Raw genomic sequence first — 19,409 nt, forward strand, 5'->3', positions numbered from 1 at the left:
AAAAATACGGAAAAGACGAGGAAACGGACCATGCGGCGATTAGTCCTTAATGACGGCACGGAAATTCCAGTCATCGGCCAGGGCACCTGGCGCATGGGCGAGCGTGCCGCCGAGCGCAAGTCGGAGGTCGCAGCCCTTCAGGCCGGCATCGATCTCGGCCTCACCCTCATCGATACCGCTGAAATGTACGGGAATGGCGGTGCGGAAGAAGTGACCGGCGACGCGATAGCGGGCCGCCGCAAGGACGTTTATCTGGTCAGCAAGGTCCTACCCAGCAATGCAAGCCGCGCCGGCACCATCAAGGCCTGCGAACAGAGCCTGAAGCGGCTCGGCACCGATTACTTGGACCTCTACCTCCTGCATTGGCGCGGGTCATATCCTCTCGCCGATACCCTTGCTGCATTCCAGGAATTGAAGAAGACCGGCAAGATCCGCGCTTTCGGCATCAGCAATCTCGACAGCAGCGACATGAAGGAATGGCTTGGCCTTCCCGGCGGCAGCGACGCCGTCGCCAACCAGATTCTCTATAATGTCGGCGTGCGTGGTCCCGAACACGACCTGGTCCCCATCATGGCCAAGGCCAAGGTCGCCCTGATGGCCTATTGCCCGCTGGCGCAGGGCGAGGTCGATGGCTTCAGACAACTGGAACCCATCGCCAGGCGCCACGATGCGACGGTGGCCCAGATCATGCTCGCCTGGGCCACGCGCCATCCGCTTTCCTTCGCCGTGCCGAAAAGCCGCACCATCGCGCGCCTCAAGGAAAATGCCGCTGCCGGTGACATCGTGCTGACGCCCCAGGATCTGGCCGAGATCGACGCCGCCTTCCCGGCGCCGAAGAAAGCCGTGCCGCTGGAGATGATTTGACGCACGGAGCCATCCTGCGCCCCGCCCGCTGCGACGAGTGCGCGGCGCTCGACGACATCTGTTTCCGCTCCAAGGCACATTGGGGTTATGACGCCGGCTTCATGGCAAGCGTGCGTGACCAGATCCGCGTCGACCCAGCCGCGATACTGGCTGGCCGTGTCTGGGTGACCACCGATAGCGGCGACCGGCCCTGTGGCGTGGTGCAGGTCGACCCGCTCGATGAGACCGTCGCCGACCTCACCCTTCTCTTCATCGATCCGGATTTTATGCGCAGAGGGCTGGGCCGCGCGCTCTACGCCAAGGCACTCGACCTTGCCGCATCGCTCGGCGCGCACCACCTTGTCATCGATGCCGATCCCCAGGCCGCCGCCTTCTATGCGTCGATGGGCGCCCTGCGCACCGGCGCGGAACCCACCGGGTATCAGGGCCGCCTGCTGCCGAAATTCCGCGTGGCACTCAAGCGTCCGCCGATGCCCCAGCCCATTACCCGTTGATGGATTTCAGAAAGGCAGCCACTTCGGTCTGTAAGACCTCGACCTGGCTGTTGATCTGACCGGACATGTCCTTGACGCGCTCGGCGGCCCGCCCCGTATCACGCGCGGCTTCGGTGATACCGACGATGTTTGCTGAAACCTCTGCCGTGCCGGCCGACGCCTGCTGAACATTGCGCGCGATTTCCTGCGTCGCTGCGCCCTGCTCCTCCATCGCCGAGGCGATCCCGGTCGATATGTCGCTCATCTCACCGATGGTCTTGCCGATATGCTGCACAGCCGCGACCGATTCATTGGTCGCACGCTGCATCTCGGCAATATTGGAACTGATTTCGTCGGTGGCCTTGGCGGTCTGGGTCGCCAGGTTCTTGACCTCGGAAGCGACCACGGCAAAACCCTTGCCGGCTTCGCCGGCGCGGGCCGCCTCGATGGTGGCGTTCAAGGCCAGCAGATTGGTCTGGTTGGCGATATCGTTGATCAGTTGCACCACGGCGCCGATCCGCTGTGCCGCATCGGCCAGCATCTGAATCTGATTGTTCGTCCTTTGCGCTTCATCGACGCCCTGGGTGGTGATGGACATGGATTGCGTCACCTGCCGGCCGATCTCGGAAATCGAGGACGAGAGTTCCTCGGCCGCACTGGCGACGGTCTGCACATTGACCGACGCCTCTTCGGAGCCGGCGGCGACGGCCGTCGACTGGCGGCTCGTTTCTTCAGCGGCGCTCGCCAAGGTTTCGGCATCGGATCCAAGAGCGCTGGCTGCACCGCTCAGCACCCGAACCACGCCGTCCATTTTGGTGCCGAAATTCTGTGCCACCGTTGCCAGATCGCGGACGCGCTGATCCATCGATGCCGTGCCGGCATTGATGGTTTCGGCACCATTCTTGAATGCGCCGGGCAGGCCCCGGGTCAGCACCTTGCGAAAGGTCTTGCCCTGGCTGGCATACTCCATCGAGGCGGCTGACTCGCGGACGAACGCATCGACGATATCGAGCATATTGTCGATGTCGGCCTGCAACGCGCCAAGGTCACCGCCGTCGCGCGGCGCCAGGATGCGCGCTTCGAGATTGCCGTGGAAGGCACTGTGGCTGACACGGAGAGCGTCCTTGATGCCGGTTTGCGCCTGGCGCAGCCACCGCAACGCGAGGACGGCCAGCACCAGGACAAGAACAGCCTCACCGGCTGTGATCCATTTGCCGAATTGTGCATCCGCGATCAGATGCAGGACCGAGCCGAGTACGACGGCGGCAACCAGGCCGATAACGGCGCCGGTTACCTTAGAGAGAGAAGACAAATTCGTCATAGTCGAGCCCCTTCCCCTTCAACATGTTCATGAGCATGTCATGGCCGCGCAGCATCCCGTCCTTGCGGCTGTCATGGCGGTTTTCTTCGGCAAGCAGCTCGGCATACATCGGAATGATTTTTTCCAGTTGCGCCTTGTCGGGTTTTCGGCGGTTGGAATGGAAGCCGAGGATATTGCGATTGGCGTCGAAGGTCGGCGTCACATGCGCAAAGACCCAATAATGATCGCCATCCCGCGCCATGTTGACGATGTAGGCGAACAGCTCTTTTTTTGTCTGGATGGTGTCCCACAGCATCTTGAAGACGCAGCGCGGCATGTCGGGATGCCGGATGAGGCTGTGCGGTGCGCCGATGACTTGCGAGCGCGGAAATTTCGCGAGGCGCAGGAAGACATCGTTGGCGTAAGTAATCCGTCCTTTGAGGTCGGTCTTGCTGACGATCAATTCACTTTCATCGTAGGGGCATTCGATTCCCGTGGGACGAACTGTTGAGCCCGCCATCATTGCGCCTCCCGAATTTCCGCCTAAGCGTAAGGATTGAAGGGATTGCAATTCTTAACGACGAAACACACCTAAGTTTCTCTTCTCCAGTAACGCCATAATTTCATTAATCAAACGCAAAAGGAATAGCGGAATATTATCCGAATACTGCAACCGATAGGATAGTTTGCCGTGATGTGAGCGGGCCGTTCGCTTGACGCAACATGCGTCGCACAGCACGCGACCGTGCGGCCGCGCGCCTCGATTGGCCCTGAATTGCCGCGAGATTGCGGCCCCGTCACTCGGCCCGGTGGGCGTGGCCTTTCATCCAAACGGATATCAGATCACCTTCCCGGGATTGAGAATGCCCTGGGGATCGAGCGCTGTCTTGATCCGGCGCATGACCGCGATCTCTTCGGCTGTGCGCGAATAGCCGAGATAGTCGCGCTTCAACGTGCCGATGCCATGCTCGGCCGAGACGGAGCCGGCAAAGTCCCGCACCGTCCGATAGACGATCTCATCGACGTCATGCATGTCTTCGCCGTCGCGGTAATCGACGCAGGTGGTGATATGCAAATTGCTGTCGCCGATATGGCCATAGAAGAAGAACCGCCCCCCGGGCCAGCGTTTGCTAAGGTTACTGCGACATTCATCGACGAAAGCGCCGATACGACCGATGGCGAGGCTCACGTCGAAATTGACGATGGCCGGCAACGTGTCCAACGCATAGCCCTCGCGCACCCGCCAGAAGGCCTGCGCCTCCTTTTCGTTCTGCGCCACCATCGCGTCCAGCAGCAGGCCCTCTTCGAGCGCCGCCTCCAGGAAGCCTTGAAAGCGCGCTGGGTCATTCTCCGTGTCGAGACCTTGATGCTCTATCAGCACATTGAAGGGATGCTCTTCCGCGAAGGGCCGGGCATTGGTCATCTTGTGTTCGGTGACGAAGCGATAGAAATCGGGCCACATCACTTCGAAGGCCGATGGCCCGCCGAGTTCCCGTTCCGCCTTCTGCAGCAGGGCCAGTACCGCCTGGAAACTTTCCAGGGCGCAGAAGGCCGTGCTGGTGACGCGCGGCAGCGGTTTCAGCCGGAAGACAACGCGCGTGATGATGCCCAGCGTGCCTTCACTGCCGATGAACAACTGCTTGAGATCGAAACCCGCATTGTTCTTGAGCATCTTGTTGAGACTGCTGAGGATCGTGCCGTCGGCGAGCACCACTTCAAGACCCAGCACTTGCGCCCGCGCCATGCCATAGCGAATGACCCGGTTGCCGCCGGCATTGGTCGCGAGATTGCCGCCGACCTGCGCCGTGCCGCGGCTGCCCAGATCCAGCGGCAGCAGGAAACCGGCATCGGCCGCGGCCATCTGCGCGCGTTCCAGCGGTGTGCCGGCCAGCACGGTCAGTGTTGCCGCCTCGCGGTCCAGCTCCTCGACACCGCTTAGGAGATCGAGCGACAAAGCGATGTCGCCGGGTCCGGCATTGGCGCCGCCGGCAAGCCCGGTGAGGCCGCCTTGCGGCACGACAGCCTGGCGATGTGCGTGGCAGATCCTAAGCGCCGTCGCGACTTGCGCCGGGTCGCGCGGGCGGATCAGCGCCTTGGGCAGCGACCGCCCGGTCATGCTCATGTCTGAGCGGTGCTTCGATCCGATATCGTCGCCGGTCAAGACGGCGCCGTTCCCCAGCGCGGCACGCAAGTCGTCGATCACATCGCTCATCTTCATCCGCCCCCCCCAAAGAATGGGGCGGATGCTAGTCGATCTCAGCCGGCAAGCGCCAGTGAACGCAGGTTGCGAAAGGAATGGTGGTCCTCGATGCGCGGCGCAGCCATGTTTTTGGCAGCATCTGCCTTCTCGCTGTGTTGCCAGGCGCGCTCGTGAAAGAAGAACGCGACGGTGTTGACGGCCGGTTCGATAAGGGCGACGCCAAGCGCCACCGGCAGGGAACCGGAAATGAGATAGGCGACACCGAAGCCGATGCTGAAATGGAGCGCCGCGAAGGTTGCCGTCTTGACCAGATCCCGCTTCATGATATCGCCTCCGTACTTGCGAATAATTCTCATATGCAGAATATGAGGCAGGTCGGGGCATTCCGCAACACGGGAATACCAATGGAACTAATCGACTGGATCGATTGAACTCACGCTCCTCGGCGCGCTAATCGATCATTAGGGCGGCGATCTGCTCGATCAGAACGCTGTCGAGGCGCATCTCCTGGCCGTCCAGACGCCCGATCGGAACGGCACCCAACAAGGAATTGGTGATGAAAAGTGCCCCGATACGGTCGGTTTCGGCGCGCTCCAGGCTCCGTTCTTCGACCTTGGCGCCGCTTTTCTGGGCGTTCTGCAGGATCTTTGCCCGGGTAATGCCGTCCAGCACCCCATCGGCCAGCGGTGGCGTCACCCATGTCGCATCGATCAGCGCAAAGATATTGCCCCGGGCAAAGCCCGCGATGTGGCCCCGATTGTTGAGCATCAGGGCTTCCTGGGCACCGGCGGCCTGCGCCTGTTGCTGCGCCAGGACATTATCCAGATAGTTCAAAGATTTGATCCGACTCAAGGGCGATCCCTCATTGCGCCTGATCGGCACCGTCACAGCGTCGAGATGCGCTGGCACCTTTGGGAAAGCACTGGCCGTGATCACCAGATTGGGCTTTGGATCGAGCGGCAGCAGCAGCCCGCGCGAGCCGACGCCGCGCGACAAAGTCAGCCGCAAGGCTGCCGGGCCAGAGGTCAGCCCATTGGCCTCGAGCACCTGGCCGATTGCGGTCGCAACCTCCGTCGCCTCGACCGGCAGCGGCAGTTCCAGGACCGTCGATCCACGCGCTAGCCGTTCCAAATGTGACGCCAGATCAATCGGATGACCGTCACGCGCCGCCAAGGTCTCGAACAGCCCGTCCCCTAAGGTAAAGCCGCGATCGCGGGGGTCGATCCGCGCCACCTCGGGCGCCAGCAATTGGCCATTCAGCCAGATCATGCCGCCGACCCGCCGACATCGCTGCGCACCTGGCCCCCGCCCGAGGCGAGCGTCTCGATCAGCGCCTTGGCCTTGGTCAGGCTTTCTTCGAACTCCAGCGCCGGATCGCTGTCGGCGACAATGCCGCCGCCCACTTGGAAGGAGAGATCGTCGCCTTTGATGCAATAGGTGCGGATGACGATGTTGGAATCGAGACTGCCATCGAAACCGAGATAGCCGATGGCACCGCAATAGGGCCCGCGCGCGGTCGGCTCCAATTCGGCGATGATTTCCATGGCACGGATCTTCGGCGCACCGGTGACCGACCCGCCGGGGAAGGTTGCGCGCAGCAGATCGACCGCCGACTTGTCCGGCAGCATTTCCCCCGTAACGACCGAAACCAGGTGATGGACGGTCGCATAACTCTCGAGGCCCCACAGCACCGGCACCTTGACCGAGCCCATGCGACAGACGCGGCTGATATCGTTGCGCAAGAGATCGACGATCATCAGATTCTCGGCGCGGTCCTTTTCGCTCGCCAGCAATTCGGCAGCGAGCGCTGCGTCTTCCCGCGCATTGCGTCCCCGGGCCCGCGTGCCTTTGATGGGCCGCGTCTCGACCTGGCCAGCGCGCAGCGAGAGGAAGCGTTCAGGCGAGGATGACAGGATTGCCACATCGTCGAATTCAACGAAGGCAGCAAAGGTTGCCGGATTGCGACGCCGCAGCGCCCGGTAGAGATCGAGCCGGTCGATGCCGGCATGGAGGCGCGCGCGAAATCGCTGGGTGATATTGGCCTGATAGATGTCACCGGCTTCGATGTAATCGATGGTCTTCGCGACCATTGCCTTGTAATCGGTGCCGGTGAGTTCGGGCCGCGCCGCAATCGCCCATTGCGAACTTTGCGGCGCCTCGCCGGCACGCGCAAACAGGTCCAGCGCCCAGGCGATACGCGCCTCGGCGCGTTGTCGGCGCCCGTCGCCACTGGCAGGCAGGCCGCTCGATATCAGCCAGCCCGTCCCGGCGACATGATCGATCGCTACCACGAGGTCATAGGCGCCGAGCAGCAGGTCTGGAATGTCTTGGTCATCGCGGTGATGCCGCGGCACGCGCTCGACATGATGGCGCAGGCCATAGCCGAAGCTGCCGGCGACGCCGCCTTGGAAGGGTGGCAGGTCTGGCACCCGCGACTGCGGATACCGCCCCATCAGATCGGCAAGCACTGTAAATGGATCACCGGATACGGGGGCCCTGTCGAGCGTCACACGCGCGCCATCCGCCGTCAGCCGGTGGAACGGATCGGCCATGATGAAGGAATAGCGGCCGAGCGTCTCATGGGCCAAGGCGCTATCGAAAAACACCAGCCCACCAGCCGGACGCAGGGCCGCCGCCCAGCGCAGCGGATCAAGCGCAGGGCCGGTAAGAGCATGGATTTGCAAGCCGTCAATCATGGGCGAACCTTAGCACGGCCAGCACGGCCGGGGCACCCAGAAGCGGCAATCAGTTTCCAGTTTCAGCCAGTGGCGCCGGCCCCGGCCGCCTCCGGATGGAGGTGCTGGCAAAGCGCATCGCGTACCAGTTCGAACGAGGTCAAATGCGGCATGTGGCCGACGGCATCCAGGATCTGCAGCTGGGCGCCGCGGATGTGGTCACGCAGGAACATCGCCGCCGCCAATGGCACGGCAGGGTCCAGCTTGGTCTGCAGGATCACCGTCGGAACCGAGACGCGGACCATGGCGTTGCGATAATCCGCACCCAGAATCATTTGCGCCGTCGCCAGGGTGACGTCGGGCCGCATGGCGATGAGACTTGCCAGAAAATCACTGGTCACCTCATGTTCGCGTGGTTGGTCGACGGCACCGGGTGCATAGCTTTCGGCCCAGGCGCGATAGTCTGTCGTAATCGCGTCGAACATGTTGAGGATGCCTTCCTGATCGAAGCCTCCATGGTAATCCTGGTCCTTCAGGTAGCACGCCGACGCGCCGATGGTGATCACCTTGGCGAAACGCTCGGGATGGCGCAGCGACGCCAGCAACCCGATCATGCCGCTGACCGAATGACCGACGAAATGGCAGCGGTGGCAGTCGATCTCGAGGAGAATTTGCTCAAGGTCCTCGATATAGCCGTCGATCTCGCGATGCCGCAACATATCGAAGAAGGCGCGATCAGCACTGGGCGCGCAGGCGAGGTCGTAGGTAACGACTTTGAACTGGGAACGAAAGACATCGATGTAACGCCGCCAGACATCCTGGTTCCAGCCGAACCCATGCGCCAGGACCAGCACATCCGGTCCGTCGCCAACCTCGCGAACATTGAGTGCCTTCGAGACGCGCATTAACATGTTTCCCCATCCGCCGGGTCCGGAAACCGCCCGAAGCGTTTTCCCGCGTGACAAGAGGGCCATACTGGATCGCTGAAAGCTACACTGAATGGATGAATAAAGTCTTCACGGGACTCTGGATTAAAGTCGGGTCTGACAGGACGCAAAAGCCACCGCCGCGGCTCAACGGCAATTTTTCCCAGCCCAAAAGACTGCGCGTCACTTCTGCCGCTGATTGCGCCGGATGAGGTTGCGCAGGGCCTGGACGTCGCCGGCAATCGCTTCGCGGCAGGCCATTTCCATGCTGCGATACCGATCGAGTACTTCCTGCCCCGTGGCCGTCAGTGCCGCACCGCCGCCCTTGGCGCCACCTGTCTGGGCCGCGACCACCGGGGCGGCGAGATGCTGGTTGAGTTCGTCAACGAGCAGCCAGGCACGCCGATAGCTCATGCCGAGCTTGCGGCCGGCGGCGGAGATGGAACCGGTATCGCGAATGGCTTCCAGGAGATCGGCCTTGCCGGGACCGATCGCGACATCGGGCTCGATGACGACGCGCAGGCGCGGGCCTGACGGATGGACATTGCCGGTTGCCGCTTTCGGCATGAGCGCTACTCCGCCGCGCGGGCCAAAGCGACCGGCGCGTCTTTAAGGCTGTAGCGGGTAAAATCGCGGCAATGCGCCGGCAGCGGCGCCACATCGATTGTGCCCGATGTGCTGTCGATGATGATCATGGCGACAGTGGCCGATAGATCGCCTGCGGAATTGGGCAGAACGGGGCGGCAGACGGCAAAGGGACTTGCGAAATCGTCGAAGAAGGCGGCCTTCAGATCCTCCGGTGAGATCTTGCCCGGTCCAAGACGCTGCAGGACACGCTTGTCGCGATAGAAGCTGTCGCCCAGCAGGCCGACATCCTTCAGTTTCGAGAGCGCAACCGGGCTGACCCAGTGATTGGCATGCACGATGAGGCCGTCTTGTGGATAGAGTGGAAACACTTCATCCGGCGCACATTCGAAATCGATGCCCCAGCCTTCGACCGTGCTGACCATCATGTTGTTGGAGCAGGCCTTGGGTGTGGCAGCGACCGCGCGCAAAGCCATGGCGTAATGCTTCTGCTCCAGCACCTTGCGGCGGATGAGCACCAGCGGGACGCCTGATTGCTTATAGTCACGTTCCGATTCCAGGTAATTCGCGGTGATGGCGATGCCGGCCTCGTTGACGCCGCAGCGCGCCAGGCCGCCGGCTTCGACAAAGGTCATGAAATCCGGCCCGTCCTCGCGGCTGACGCGCAGGACGATGGCGGTCTCGGCGCATTCGGCACGCCAGTCCCAATTCATGCCGTGGATCAATTTACCCGTCGCACTGCGCTCTGGCAGGATGATGGCGCCGGTGCAGCCATCAACGGCGTCATCCTCCGCCTCCGGCTTGTTCTTTTCGCGTCGCGCCTGGGCCACGATCTCGGTCCGCGCGTTGATGAGCACGATGTCGTCGAGCGGCACCCCCGCACCATCGGCGATGCCCCGCATCTCCTCCAGATAATGCTTGCCGAAAACCGCGATCTCCTTGGCGAACTGCCCGATGAGTCGCGCCTTCTCCGGCGGCGTGAAACCGAGTTCGTCAAGCGTGCCGGCATAGAGGCCGATGCTACGCCTCACCCGGTCCGGCACCGCCTTTCCGTACTGCACGCCGCGCTCGTATGGCGTGCCGCTGACGGAGACAAAGGGAAAGGGCTGGGGATTGAGGGCGGTCATGCGGCGGCTCCGACGGGTGCGGCATGAGTCTTAGCGAATGTCGAGTTGGGTGACAATGTAGAGCCGTCACTTGGCGCCCCCTCCCGGCCTCCCCCCTAAAGGTGGGAGGAGATGAGAGCGAGGTGTTGCTGCCACCTCTGCAAGAAAGCCCTCCCACCTTCAGGGGGGAGGGGTGGGTGGGGGGCTGGCCGATCTCAGTCTCGATCTACCGCGCCCCCCACAATCTCGCGTGCCACCAGTTCCTGCAGGCGCCACAAATTCTTGTCGTAGATGCCGTGTTCGGCGAGCTTCGAGACGGTGTTGTAGAGATAGGCGGCGCAGGAGCCGACATGGCCACAGGCGCGGGCCAGCATCTGGGCGGTCGCGTCGACGCTGGGATGTTCGGGCAGATGAAAACCCTTGGGATGCGCCCAGAAGGTGAGCGCGCGGCAGGGGCCATCGGCCGTGCGGACGTTGAGCCAGCGCAAGTAAGCGAAGTCGGCGGCGCCGTCGGTTTCGCGCGCCAGAGCCTTGGCGAGTTCCGGTACCTTCTCGGCCTCCGGCAGCTTCAACAACAGGCCTTCGCAGGAACCGCCATGCTCGAGGGCCAGCATCAGCCCCGGCTGTTCCGGCGTGCCGCGCCAGCGCGTCATTTCCATCGAGAAGCGCCGGTGCCAGCCATGGGCGGTACCGCGGCGATACTCCGCCACCTCAAAGCCCGGATTCCAGATGAGCGAGCCATAGGCGAAAATCCAGAACGGGCCGTCACCGGCCTCTGCCACCAACCGCGCTGCCTCAGCCGCGAACTCCTCGGGCGTGAAATAGACGATGTCCTCGCGGGGGCCGGGTTCCGGCACGAAACGCTCGCAGCGCGCGACCAGATCGGGCGTCAGCGCCATCTTCTTCATCGGTGGATGATCCGGCGGCATTCCAGGGTCCGGCTCGTTGCTGGGCAGGCCCAAGCTAGCAACGGCCGGCGGGTGCCGCAATTGCCCGTTATTCAACAGCAGAGATGACGAAAATTCACAGCATTTGCACCATAAGCCACCCCAGTTCCTAGAACGCCACCTGGTCGCCGCCTTTGAGCTTCAGCATGGCCCGCGCCTCGGCCGGGGTGGCGATTTCGAGCGAGAGGTTTTCAAGGATCGCGCGGATCTTGGTCACCTGCTCGGCGTTGCTTTTGGCGAGCTGGCCCGGCCCCAGATAGATGCTGTCCTCCAGCCCCACGCGCACATTGGCGCCCATGGTGGCGCCCATCGTCGCAAGGCTCATCTGATGCCGGCCCGCGGCGAGGATCGACCATTGGTAATCCGCGCCGAACAGGCGGTCGGCGGTGCGGCGCATATGCGCGAGGTCTTCCGGGTGCGGGCCGATGCCACCCAGCACGCCGAAGATGGTCTGCACGAAGAGCGGCGGCTCCAGCAGCTTGCGGTCGAGGAAATGCGCCAGCGTATATAGATGGCCGATGTCGTAGCATTCGCATTCGAACCGCGTGCCGCAGCCATGGCCAAGCTCGCGGATCACTCGTTCGATCTGGGTAAAGGTGTTGCTGACGATGTTGTCCCGTGTCTTTTCGACATAGGGCTTTTCCCAGTCGTATTTCCAATCGGTGATCTTGTCGCCGGCATGAAAGATGCCGAAATTCATCGACCCCATATTGAGCGAGCAAAGCTCTGGCTTGGCGCGCAACGGCGCCGCCAGCCGGTCGTCCATCGACATGCCGAGCGAGCCGCCGGTGGTGATGTTGATGACGGCGTCCGTGTTTTGCTTGATACGCGGCAGGAACTGCATGAAGACGTCCGGGTTGGGCGTCGGCCGGCCGTCCTTTGGGTCGCGCGCATGGAGATGGATGACCGACGCGCCGGCTTCGGCAGCGGCAATTGATTCCGTGGCGATTTCGTCGGGCGTGATCGGCAGGTAGGGCGTCATGGTGGGCGTATGGACCGAGCCGGTGACGGCGCAAGTGATGATGACCTTGCGGCCCTTCGGTTTCTTCGCGATTTCAGCGTTTGCCATGCCCCTGATCCTTATCTGCTATTTTTGGTTACTGCGGTAGCAGCCGCAAGATGATGTCGGCAGCTTCCGAGATATCTTTCTGTAGCGCGTCGGCGGCGCGGGCACCATCGCCCTTTTCGAGATACGCGATCATCGCCTCGTGATGATCCATGCCGAGGCCGAGGGTCGCCGTGCCGCGCATCGAATTGAGGCATGGCCCCACCTGCATCCACAGGCTTTCGATGATCGGAATGAGCAGCGGCGAGCGCGCGGCTTTGTAGATGGTGAAGTGGAAGGCGAGGTTGAGATCGAGATAGCCTTCGGTCTGTTCCGCCGCCGCCAGCCGGTTCAGTTCCGCCTGAATCTTCTTGAGCTGTGCGAGCTCCGCCTTGCTGATGGTGAGGGCCGCCCAATCGGTCGCCTTGCCTTCGATCTCGCAGCGCACGCGCCGCAGATCCATCAACCGACCGGCACTCATCTGCGGCACCTCGACGCCGCGATTGGGCGTGTTGACCAGCGCCTGCTCCGTCACCAGGCGCCGCAGCGCCTCGCGGATCGGCATGGCGCTGGTGCCGAAGACCTTTTCGAGCTTCGCCACCACCAGCCGCTCGCCAGGCAGATAATGGCCGGACATGATGGCGCGCTTCAAACGCGCATAGACGTCTTCATGAGTCGAGCCATGGGGCACATCGCCCAGCACCGCCATCGGCGTTGCCGCTGCGGCCTTCGCGCGGGACCTCGGCCCGGGCTTGGCTGTCTTCGCCTTCGGCTTCTTGCTGGGGGAACGCGTCATGATCAGGGAATATCGCGCCCGTCAGTGCCGCTGCGGCAGGATGGAGCGGTAGTCCAACAGGAAGTCATCAAAAATCGTGGTGAAGGCATCGATATCGGCGCGGGTGAAAGGCAGCGAGAGGGCAATCATACCACGGGGCGTCACATATTGCCCGCGCAGCAGCATCTCCAGCTGCCACAGTTGCAGGAAACGGTGGTCGGCTGCTTCGACGTCGTGCGGCGAGGCGATTTCGCGATCGACGAAATGCAGGTTCATCAGCGATCCCACACCCGTCACCGTGCCGGCCACATTCCGGCGCTGCAATTGCTCGTTCATCGTTGCCCTGAGATGATCGCCCAGCGCGTTCATCTGCCCCAGGGCCGATTCGGTCAAGACCTCGGTAAAGCCGGTGAAGCCCGCCGCCATGCTGAAGATGTTGTTATTGAAGGTGCCGCCATGGCCGAAGGCATTGGGAGCGGCCGGGTCGAACCGGTCGAGGATATCCGCGCGGCCGCCAAAGGCGCCGAAGCTGCAGCCACCGCCGATATATTTCCCAAGGCTGATGAGATCGGGCTTCAACCCGACCTTGCCGTGATACCCGCGATAGGAGAGGCGCGAGGTCATGACCTCGTCGAGGATCAGGAGTGCCCCCACCTTCTGCGTTTCCGCCCGGAGCATGGTGAGGAAATCGGGCTTCGCCTCGATGCAGCCGCCACCGCCCATCATGCCTTCCAGAATCACCGCGGCAAGATCAGCTCCGTGCTGCCGGATCAGCGCCTTCGTGCCGGCAATGTCATTGTACTGCGCGGTGATGAAGGGAAACGGTGCATTGAGCGGCGAACCGCCATGGGCAAAGGTCAGGATGCCGCCGTGATAGCCGCCGTCGAAGACCATGATCGATTTCCGGCCCGTGACCGCCCGCGCGGTCGAAAGCGCCATCAGATTGGCCTCGGTCCCTGAATTGCAGAAGCGCACGCGCTCGATGGCCGGAAACCGGTCGACGATGGCGGCGCCGAGCTTCGCCTCATAGGCGTTGGGGGCACCGAGCACCCAGCCGGAATCCGCTACCGCCTTGATCGCCGCCGCGATCTTGTCGTTGCGATGGCCATAGAGGCCCGCCGTGTATTCGCTGACGAAATCGACATAGGTGTGGCCGTCGAGATCCGTGAGCCGGTTGCTCTCGCCTCCCGTCACGGTCAAGGGAAAGGGATCGTAATAGAGCACAGCGCGCGTGTTGCCGCCGGGCAGCGCTTTCTTGGCCCCTTCATGCCGGGCGGCACTCGCCGGATTGGCGCGGGTGAAACGCTGGCGCGTCTCGGCGATGGCGGAATCGAGCGCCAGATTGGTACCAGCAGTGGTCGCGGCGGCGATATCGGACATGGGCCTTCACCTATTTGATCAAACTTTTCAAGGACTGGCGATCAGATCCGCTGCCCTCTTGCGGGCCATCTCCCCAGATCAGGCGGCGATGCGGTTGACAGCGCCACATCATCTCCATAACATTTGATCAAATCAATAAGCAAAAATCACCTCGAAACAGGAAAAGCAGAAGGAGGCTTCGGATGACATCAAAAAGGATGTGGGCTGCCTTGGCATTGGCTGCCGCGACGGCGAGCATGACGGGTCCTGCCGCCGCGGAGGAAAGTTTCACCGCCGTTGGCTGGGGCGGCAGCTGGAACGAGGCGTATGACCAGGGCGTGTTCCAGCCCTTCACCAAGGAAAGCGGCATCAAGGTCGTGCTCGACGAATGGGAAGGAGAACTCGCCAAGCTCCGCGCCCAGGTCGAGAGCAACGCCATCGTCTATGATTTCGTCAGCGTCGAAGCACCGCAGCTCGAGATCGGCTGCGCCGAGGGGCTCTTCGAGAAGCTGCCGGCGGCGATCTATGCGCAGAAGGACGATTACCTGCCGGGCACGATCCATGAATGCGGCCTCGCCTCCGACACCTGGGCGACCGTCATGGTTTATGACGGCAACAAGATCAAGGACGGCCCGCAAAGCTGGGCCGATTTCTGGGACGTGGAGAAATTCCCGGGCAAGCGCGGCATGCTGGGCGGGGCGCAATATACGCTGGAAAACGCGATGATGGCGGCGGGCGTCGCCCCGGCCGACGTCTATACCGAGCTTCGTAAGCCCGGCGGCGTCGACAAGGCCTTCGCCATGCTCGACAAGATCAAGCCGCATGTCGTGTGGTGGACCAGCTCGACCAAGGCGCTGCAGAATCTGTCGGCCGGCGAAGTGGTGATGACCGATCTCTACAACGCCCGCGTCACCTCGGAGAACGAGAAGAACAAGACCAATTTCGTCATCGCCTGGAATGCCGGCTATTTCTACGGCACCGACATGTGGGCCGTGGTGAAGGGTGCCCCGCACCAGGCCGCGGCCGAGAAGTTCCTCGACTTCTTCGCCAAGCCGGAAAACCAGGCGGGCTTCCCGAAACTCTACGCCTATGGCGTCGGCCACAAAAAGGTGTCTGAATATCTGACACCAGAACAGCTCGACCGCCTGCCCACCTCGGAGAAGAACCTCGCCCATGGCGCCGTCTACGACACCGAGTTCTGGGCCGAGAACAAGGAAGCCCTGGAGCAGCGCTTCCAGGCCTGGCTCGCCCAATAACGCGGCGGCGATGCCAACCGACCATCACCGGGCGCCGGGGTTCCGGCGCCCGTTTCTTTCGGGGGTTTTCGCCAGCGCCAATCTGCGCTTGTTTCTGCTGGTGCTGCCGCTGCTCGGCTTCATCATCGTCACCGTCATCGTGCCCGTCGGGCATTTCCTCGCCCGGTCGGTCGACAATTCGGCGATCGCCGACAACATGCCCCTGACCGCCGCGGCCCTCGCCGCCTGGCAGCCGGCCGACGGCACGCCTGATCAGGCGGCCTTTGCAGCCTTCGCCGCCGATATCCGCGCGGCGGCCGCGAGGGACACGCTGGGGCAGCTGGCGCAGGGTCTCAACCAGCAATTCCCCGGCAGCCGCACTTTCATCATCCGCAGCGGCCCGCTCGCCGCCAAGCTGACCGCCGGCGCCGAGAAGGCCGAGTTGCTCACGAAATTCCCGGCCCTCAACGACACGCGGCTGTGGTCTATCTTCAAGGCGGCGGGCTCCAAGGTGACCGACTTCTACCTGCTGCAATCGCTCGATCTCGAGCGCGATGCGAAGGGCGCCATCGCCGCCGTCACGCCTGACCGGGCGATCTTTCTGGCGGCGATCTGGCGCACCATCGTCATCAGCATCAATGTGACGCTGATCTGCGCGCTCGTCGCCTTGCCCGTCGCTCATGTGTTGGCGGCAGCCCGCCCGCCTTATGCCGGTATCCTGCTGGCGCTGGTGCTCTTCCCCCTGTGGACCTCGCTGCTGGTGCGCACGGTCTCCTGGATCATCATCCTCCAAGGCGAGGGGCCGGTGAACACGACCCTCCAATTCCTGCATCTCATCGAGCAGCCGCTGCATCTCGTCTATACGCGGGGCAGCCTCTATATCGCCATGGTCCAGGTGCTGCTGCCGTTGATGATCCTTTCCATTCTGGCGGTGGTGGTGAAGCTGCCCAAGGAATTGGTGCGGGCGGCCACGTCGCTCGGCGCCAATTGGTGGCAAAGCTATTGGCGCGTGCAATTGCCGCTCATCGCCCCCGGCATCGTCACCGGCGCCGGCATCGTCTTCGTCTTTGCGCTCGGCTACTACATCACGCCGGCCTTGATCGGCGGGCCGCAGGACCAGATGCTGAGTTCCTATGTGGCGCTCTACACCAACAAGACGCTCAACTGGGGGCTCGCCGCAGCACTCGCCCTGCAATTGCTGCTGGTCCTGGTCATCGCCCTGCTGGGCTGGGCGGCGTTCCAGAACTTGAGCCGGCGGAGGGTCTAGATGCGTTTCTGGCCACGCCTGCGCGCTCAGCTTGCCGGCGTTCATACGGCGCTTGTCCTCCTCTTCATCCTGGCGCCGATCGCCATCATGGTGCCGATCTCGCTCACCAGCGGGACCCTGCTGACATTGCCCGTGCCGGGCTGGTCGACACGCTGGTACGAGACGGTCTTTACCGATCCGCGCTGGACGGGGGCGTTCCTCAACTCGCTCATCGTTGGCGGCGCCTCGACCTTGCTGGCAACACTCCTCGGCACACTGGCAGCCATCGGTCTCACCTGGGGGCGGTTTCCAGGTCAGAAGCTGATCCTGGCGCTGATCTCGGTGCCGCTGATCCTGCCCATCGTCATCATGGGCGTCGCCTGCTTCAGCTTTTACGCCACGATGGGGCTGGTGGGCTCCCGCCTCTCGCTCATCCTGGCGCATGCGGGCCTCGCCGCACCCGTGGTGGTGACCACGGTGATGGCGAACTTGAAAAGCTTCGATCGCGGCTTGATGCGCGCCGGGGCGTCGCTGGGTGCTGGCCCGCTCCTCGCCTTCCGCCGCATCCTGGTGCCGTTGGTGGCGCCCGGCATCTGCACCGGCGCGCTGGTCGCCTTCCTCATCTCCTTTGACGAGGTGGTGATCGCCAGCTTCCTCACCACCGCCGATCAACGCACCTTGCCGCGTCAGATCTTCAGCGGTGTGCGTGAATCGATCAGTCCGGCCATTGCCGCCGCGGCGGTGGTGCTCATCGTCATCTCGGCGCTTGTCCTGGCGCTGACCGCCGATATGCAACGCCGTGCCCGCAAGCTGCAATCGGTGCGGCGATGATCGGCGATTGCCCCATCCTCGACCTCCGCGGCGACGCGAGGCAGCGCGGGCGGCAGCATGGCGAGGCGGCCCGTGACCTCATCGCCCGCCATATCGATCTGTGGCGCCGCGAGACGGAAAAGCAGACCGCCCTGCCCCACCGCGAGGCGCGCGACCGGATGCTGGGTGGCACGCATTTTCCGGCCGCCATCCGGCGCTGGACCCCGCATCTCTGGGAAGAGCTGCAGGGGATCGCCGAAGGAGCCGGCCAGGCGCTCGACGACGTCTTGGCGCTCAATCTCACCGACGAGCAATGGTGGTTCTTCGCGGAAAGACAGGCCGAGGCCTGCACCAGCTTTGCCTATCGCGACGCGGCGGGGGTGGTCTGGTCAGGCCAGAACCTCGACATCACGGGTTGGATGGACGGGCTGCAGGTCATCCTGCGCTATGGGGGGCCGGACGGTCACGCCGTGGCGGCCACGCTGGCCGGCACCATTGGCATGACGGGGATCAATGCGCAGGGTCTCTCCATCTGCTGCAACACGCTCTTGCAACTGCCGCATCGCGCCGATGGCCTGCCGGCCTTGTGCGCCATCCGCGGCTTCCTCGACCAGCCCGATCTCGCAGGCGGTGAAGCCTTCATGAATCATGTCACGCATGCCTCGGGACTGCATTACCTTGTGGCAGATCCCACGGGTTGGCTGGGCCTTGCCTGCGATGCCGATGGCGTGCGCCGCGTTGAGAGCGGGCCGGATTGGTACTGCCACACCAATCATTGCAAGGACACACCCGAGCGCGCCTCGCGCTCCTCCGGCGACCGGCTGGCCGCCATGGAAAGCGCCCTGGCCACGGCCAACGTAAAGATGGCCCTGACGACGCAACCGATCTGCCGCGACGGCACCTCGCCCACCGATCCCATCGGCTTTACGATCTTCTCCGCGCTTTGGCGGAATATGCCGAACCCGACGGCCCGCCTCGCCGCCGGACCACCGAACAGCGCGCGCTATCGCGACATCGCCTTGTCGCCTATTTCAGGCTGTAATTGATGGGGATGTTGCGCGCCAGCTGATCGCCCACAATTTCAGGCGGCAGGGGCGGCAAGGGCGAGGCGCGCTTGAAGGTGGCGATCGCATCTTCATCCAAGGATTCATAGCCCGAGCTGCGCACGATCTGCGCCTCCAGCACGTTGCCGTCGCGATCGAAGACAAAGCGCACCATGGGCGACCCGGTTTCCTTCTTGCGCTTGGCCGATTTCGGATAGCGCTGATACTTCTTGATATGCTTGTAGAAGGCGATCTCCCATTGCTGGGTCGCGACACCAACGCGTGCGATTTCATCCGGCGAGGGACCGGCGGGGACGGCAGCCGCCAGCGTGTTGGGCTGCGGCGGCGATTCGACCTTGGTCGTCGATGGCTCGTCGCTGGCGGTCTTGAAATCCTTCGCCGGCGCCGGTGTTTCCACCGGCTTCACCGGCGGCTTTTTGATCTTCTCCGGTGCCTCTTTCTTCTTCTTTTTCTTCACCGGCTTCGGCTTCTCCGGCACCGCGACCGCGACCTTCACCTCAGGCGGTGCCGGCGGCATCAGGTCCAGTTCCGAAATCGGCGGCGGCGGATCCATCACCGGCTCAATATCGGGTTCCTCGACTGCTTTGGGCGGTGGAGGCGGCGCCACGGGCACCGGCGCCAATTCGAAGGCGATGGCCGTCATCGGCGGCGCCAGCATTTCAGTGGGGCCGCTTTCCCAATAGAGATAGCCAGCCGTTCCGCCGCCGACATGCAGGCCAAGCACAAGCATCGCGGCACTGGTCCAGCGGCCGGCGAGCCAGCCACGGCGATCGAGGGAGCTTTCGAAAGCGACGCTCAT

20 protein-coding genes are annotated in these 19,409 nt (G+C 63.2%); 6 read left to right on the forward strand and 14 right to left on the reverse strand.

The window, feature by feature from the left end; all coding sequences use genetic code 11:
* The first annotated feature begins 30 nt into the window (after window positions 1-30).
* Together SMD31_RS16420 and SMD31_RS16425 are read left to right on the forward strand one after the other, a co-directional pair.
* Window positions 31-864, forward strand: a complete 834-nt coding sequence (locus SMD31_RS16420; RefSeq protein ID WP_320502001.1) for an aldo/keto reductase — start codon at window positions 31-33, stop codon at window positions 862-864.
* The gene (locus SMD31_RS16425) at window positions 861-1,358 is read left to right on the forward strand and encodes a GNAT family N-acetyltransferase (RefSeq protein WP_320502002.1); all 498 of its coding nucleotides are present in this window, start codon (window positions 861-863) and stop codon (window positions 1,356-1,358) included. The genes SMD31_RS16420 and SMD31_RS16425 overlap by 4 nt, the downstream gene beginning before the upstream one ends.
* Here SMD31_RS16425 and SMD31_RS16430 read toward each other — a convergent pair.
* The 13 genes from SMD31_RS16430 to SMD31_RS16490 all read right to left on the reverse strand — a co-directional run bounded on the left by SMD31_RS16430 (window position 1,348) and on the right by SMD31_RS16490 (window position 14,276).
* On the reverse strand, window positions 1,348-2,658 hold the full coding sequence (locus tag SMD31_RS16430) for a methyl-accepting chemotaxis protein (RefSeq protein ID WP_320502003.1): 1,311 nt from the start codon (window positions 2,656-2,658) through the stop codon (window positions 1,348-1,350). The genes SMD31_RS16425 and SMD31_RS16430 overlap by 11 nt on opposite strands.
* Complete coding sequence (locus tag SMD31_RS16435) at window positions 2,633-3,100, reverse strand: PAS domain-containing protein (RefSeq protein ID WP_320502004.1); 468 nt, start codon at window positions 3,098-3,100, stop codon at window positions 2,633-2,635. Before SMD31_RS16435 ends, SMD31_RS16430 begins: the two co-directional genes overlap by 26 nt.
* A gap of 375 nt (window positions 3,101-3,475) precedes the next feature.
* Complete coding sequence (locus tag SMD31_RS16440) at window positions 3,476-4,855, reverse strand: FAD-binding oxidoreductase (RefSeq protein ID WP_320502005.1); 1,380 nt, start codon at window positions 4,853-4,855, stop codon at window positions 3,476-3,478.
* A 38-nt stretch (window positions 4,856-4,893) separates the two neighbouring features.
* Window positions 4,894-5,160: a DUF2061 domain-containing protein gene (locus SMD31_RS16445; protein ID WP_320502006.1), complete on the reverse strand. Its 267-nt coding sequence runs from the start codon at window positions 5,158-5,160 to the stop codon at window positions 4,894-4,896.
* 127 nt (window positions 5,161-5,287) lie between these two features.
* A complete protein-coding gene (locus SMD31_RS16450; RefSeq protein ID WP_320502007.1) occupies window positions 5,288-6,106 on the reverse strand; it encodes an aminotransferase class IV in 819 nt (272 codons plus the stop codon).
* Window positions 6,103-7,533, reverse strand: a complete 1,431-nt coding sequence (gene pabB / locus SMD31_RS16455; RefSeq protein ID WP_320502008.1) for an aminodeoxychorismate synthase component I — start codon at window positions 7,531-7,533, stop codon at window positions 6,103-6,105. Before pabB ends, SMD31_RS16450 begins: the two co-directional genes overlap by 4 nt.
* Before the next feature lie 62 nt (window positions 7,534-7,595).
* On the reverse strand, window positions 7,596-8,417 hold the full coding sequence (locus SMD31_RS16460) for an alpha/beta fold hydrolase (RefSeq protein WP_320502009.1): 822 nt from the start codon (window positions 8,415-8,417) through the stop codon (window positions 7,596-7,598).
* Between the two features lie 204 nt (window positions 8,418-8,621).
* Window positions 8,622-9,005: a winged helix-turn-helix domain-containing protein gene (locus SMD31_RS16465; RefSeq protein ID WP_320502010.1), complete on the reverse strand. Its 384-nt coding sequence runs from the start codon at window positions 9,003-9,005 to the stop codon at window positions 8,622-8,624.
* A 5-nt stretch (window positions 9,006-9,010) separates the two neighbouring features.
* A complete protein-coding gene (locus SMD31_RS16470) occupies window positions 9,011-10,150 on the reverse strand; it encodes a C45 family peptidase (RefSeq protein ID WP_320502011.1) in 1,140 nt (379 codons plus the stop codon).
* Window positions 10,151-10,344: 194 nt separating this feature from the next.
* Window positions 10,345-11,037, reverse strand: a complete 693-nt coding sequence (locus SMD31_RS16475) for a gamma-glutamylcyclotransferase (RefSeq protein WP_320502012.1) — start codon at window positions 11,035-11,037, stop codon at window positions 10,345-10,347.
* 148 nt (window positions 11,038-11,185) lie between these two features.
* A complete protein-coding gene (locus tag SMD31_RS16480; protein WP_320502013.1) occupies window positions 11,186-12,145 on the reverse strand; it encodes a BKACE family enzyme in 960 nt (319 codons plus the stop codon).
* Window positions 12,146-12,173: 28 nt separating this feature from the next.
* A complete protein-coding gene (locus SMD31_RS16485; protein ID WP_320502014.1) occupies window positions 12,174-12,917 on the reverse strand; it encodes a GntR family transcriptional regulator in 744 nt (247 codons plus the stop codon).
* 21 nt (window positions 12,918-12,938) lie between these two features.
* Window positions 12,939-14,276 (reverse strand): aspartate aminotransferase family protein, encoded by a 1,338-nt coding sequence (locus SMD31_RS16490; protein WP_320502015.1) that lies wholly within the window; start codon window positions 14,274-14,276, stop codon window positions 12,939-12,941.
* 182 nt (window positions 14,277-14,458) lie between these two features.
* Here SMD31_RS16490 and SMD31_RS16495 point away from each other — a divergent pair, with 182 nt between their 5' ends.
* Genes SMD31_RS16495 through SMD31_RS16510 form a run of 4 tightly spaced genes read left to right on the forward strand, consistent with a single transcriptional unit; the run spans window position 14,459 to window position 18,592 of the window.
* Entirely contained in the window at window positions 14,459-15,511 is a 1,053-nt protein-coding gene (locus SMD31_RS16495) for an ABC transporter substrate-binding protein (protein WP_320502016.1), read from the forward strand.
* A gap of 10 nt (window positions 15,512-15,521) precedes the next feature.
* Window positions 15,522-16,757 (forward strand): ABC transporter permease, encoded by a 1,236-nt coding sequence (locus tag SMD31_RS16500; RefSeq protein WP_320502017.1) that lies wholly within the window; start codon window positions 15,522-15,524, stop codon window positions 16,755-16,757.
* The gene (locus SMD31_RS16505; protein WP_320502018.1) at window positions 16,758-17,567 is read left to right on the forward strand and encodes an ABC transporter permease; all 810 of its coding nucleotides are present in this window, start codon (window positions 16,758-16,760) and stop codon (window positions 17,565-17,567) included.
* Window positions 17,564-18,592, forward strand: a complete 1,029-nt coding sequence (locus tag SMD31_RS16510; protein WP_320502019.1) for a C45 family peptidase — start codon at window positions 17,564-17,566, stop codon at window positions 18,590-18,592. The genes SMD31_RS16505 and SMD31_RS16510 overlap by 4 nt, the downstream gene beginning before the upstream one ends.
* On the opposite strand, the gene SMD31_RS16515 is transcribed toward SMD31_RS16510, so the two are convergent.
* On the reverse strand, window positions 18,573-19,409 hold the full coding sequence (locus SMD31_RS16515; protein ID WP_320502020.1) for an energy transducer TonB: 837 nt from the start codon (window positions 19,407-19,409) through the stop codon (window positions 18,573-18,575). The two genes, SMD31_RS16510 and SMD31_RS16515, sit on opposite strands and share 20 nt — an antisense overlap.

The sequence above is a fragment of the Dongia rigui genome (genome assembly GCF_034044635.1).
Lineage (GTDB): Bacteria > Pseudomonadota > Alphaproteobacteria > Dongiales > Dongiaceae > Dongia > Dongia rigui.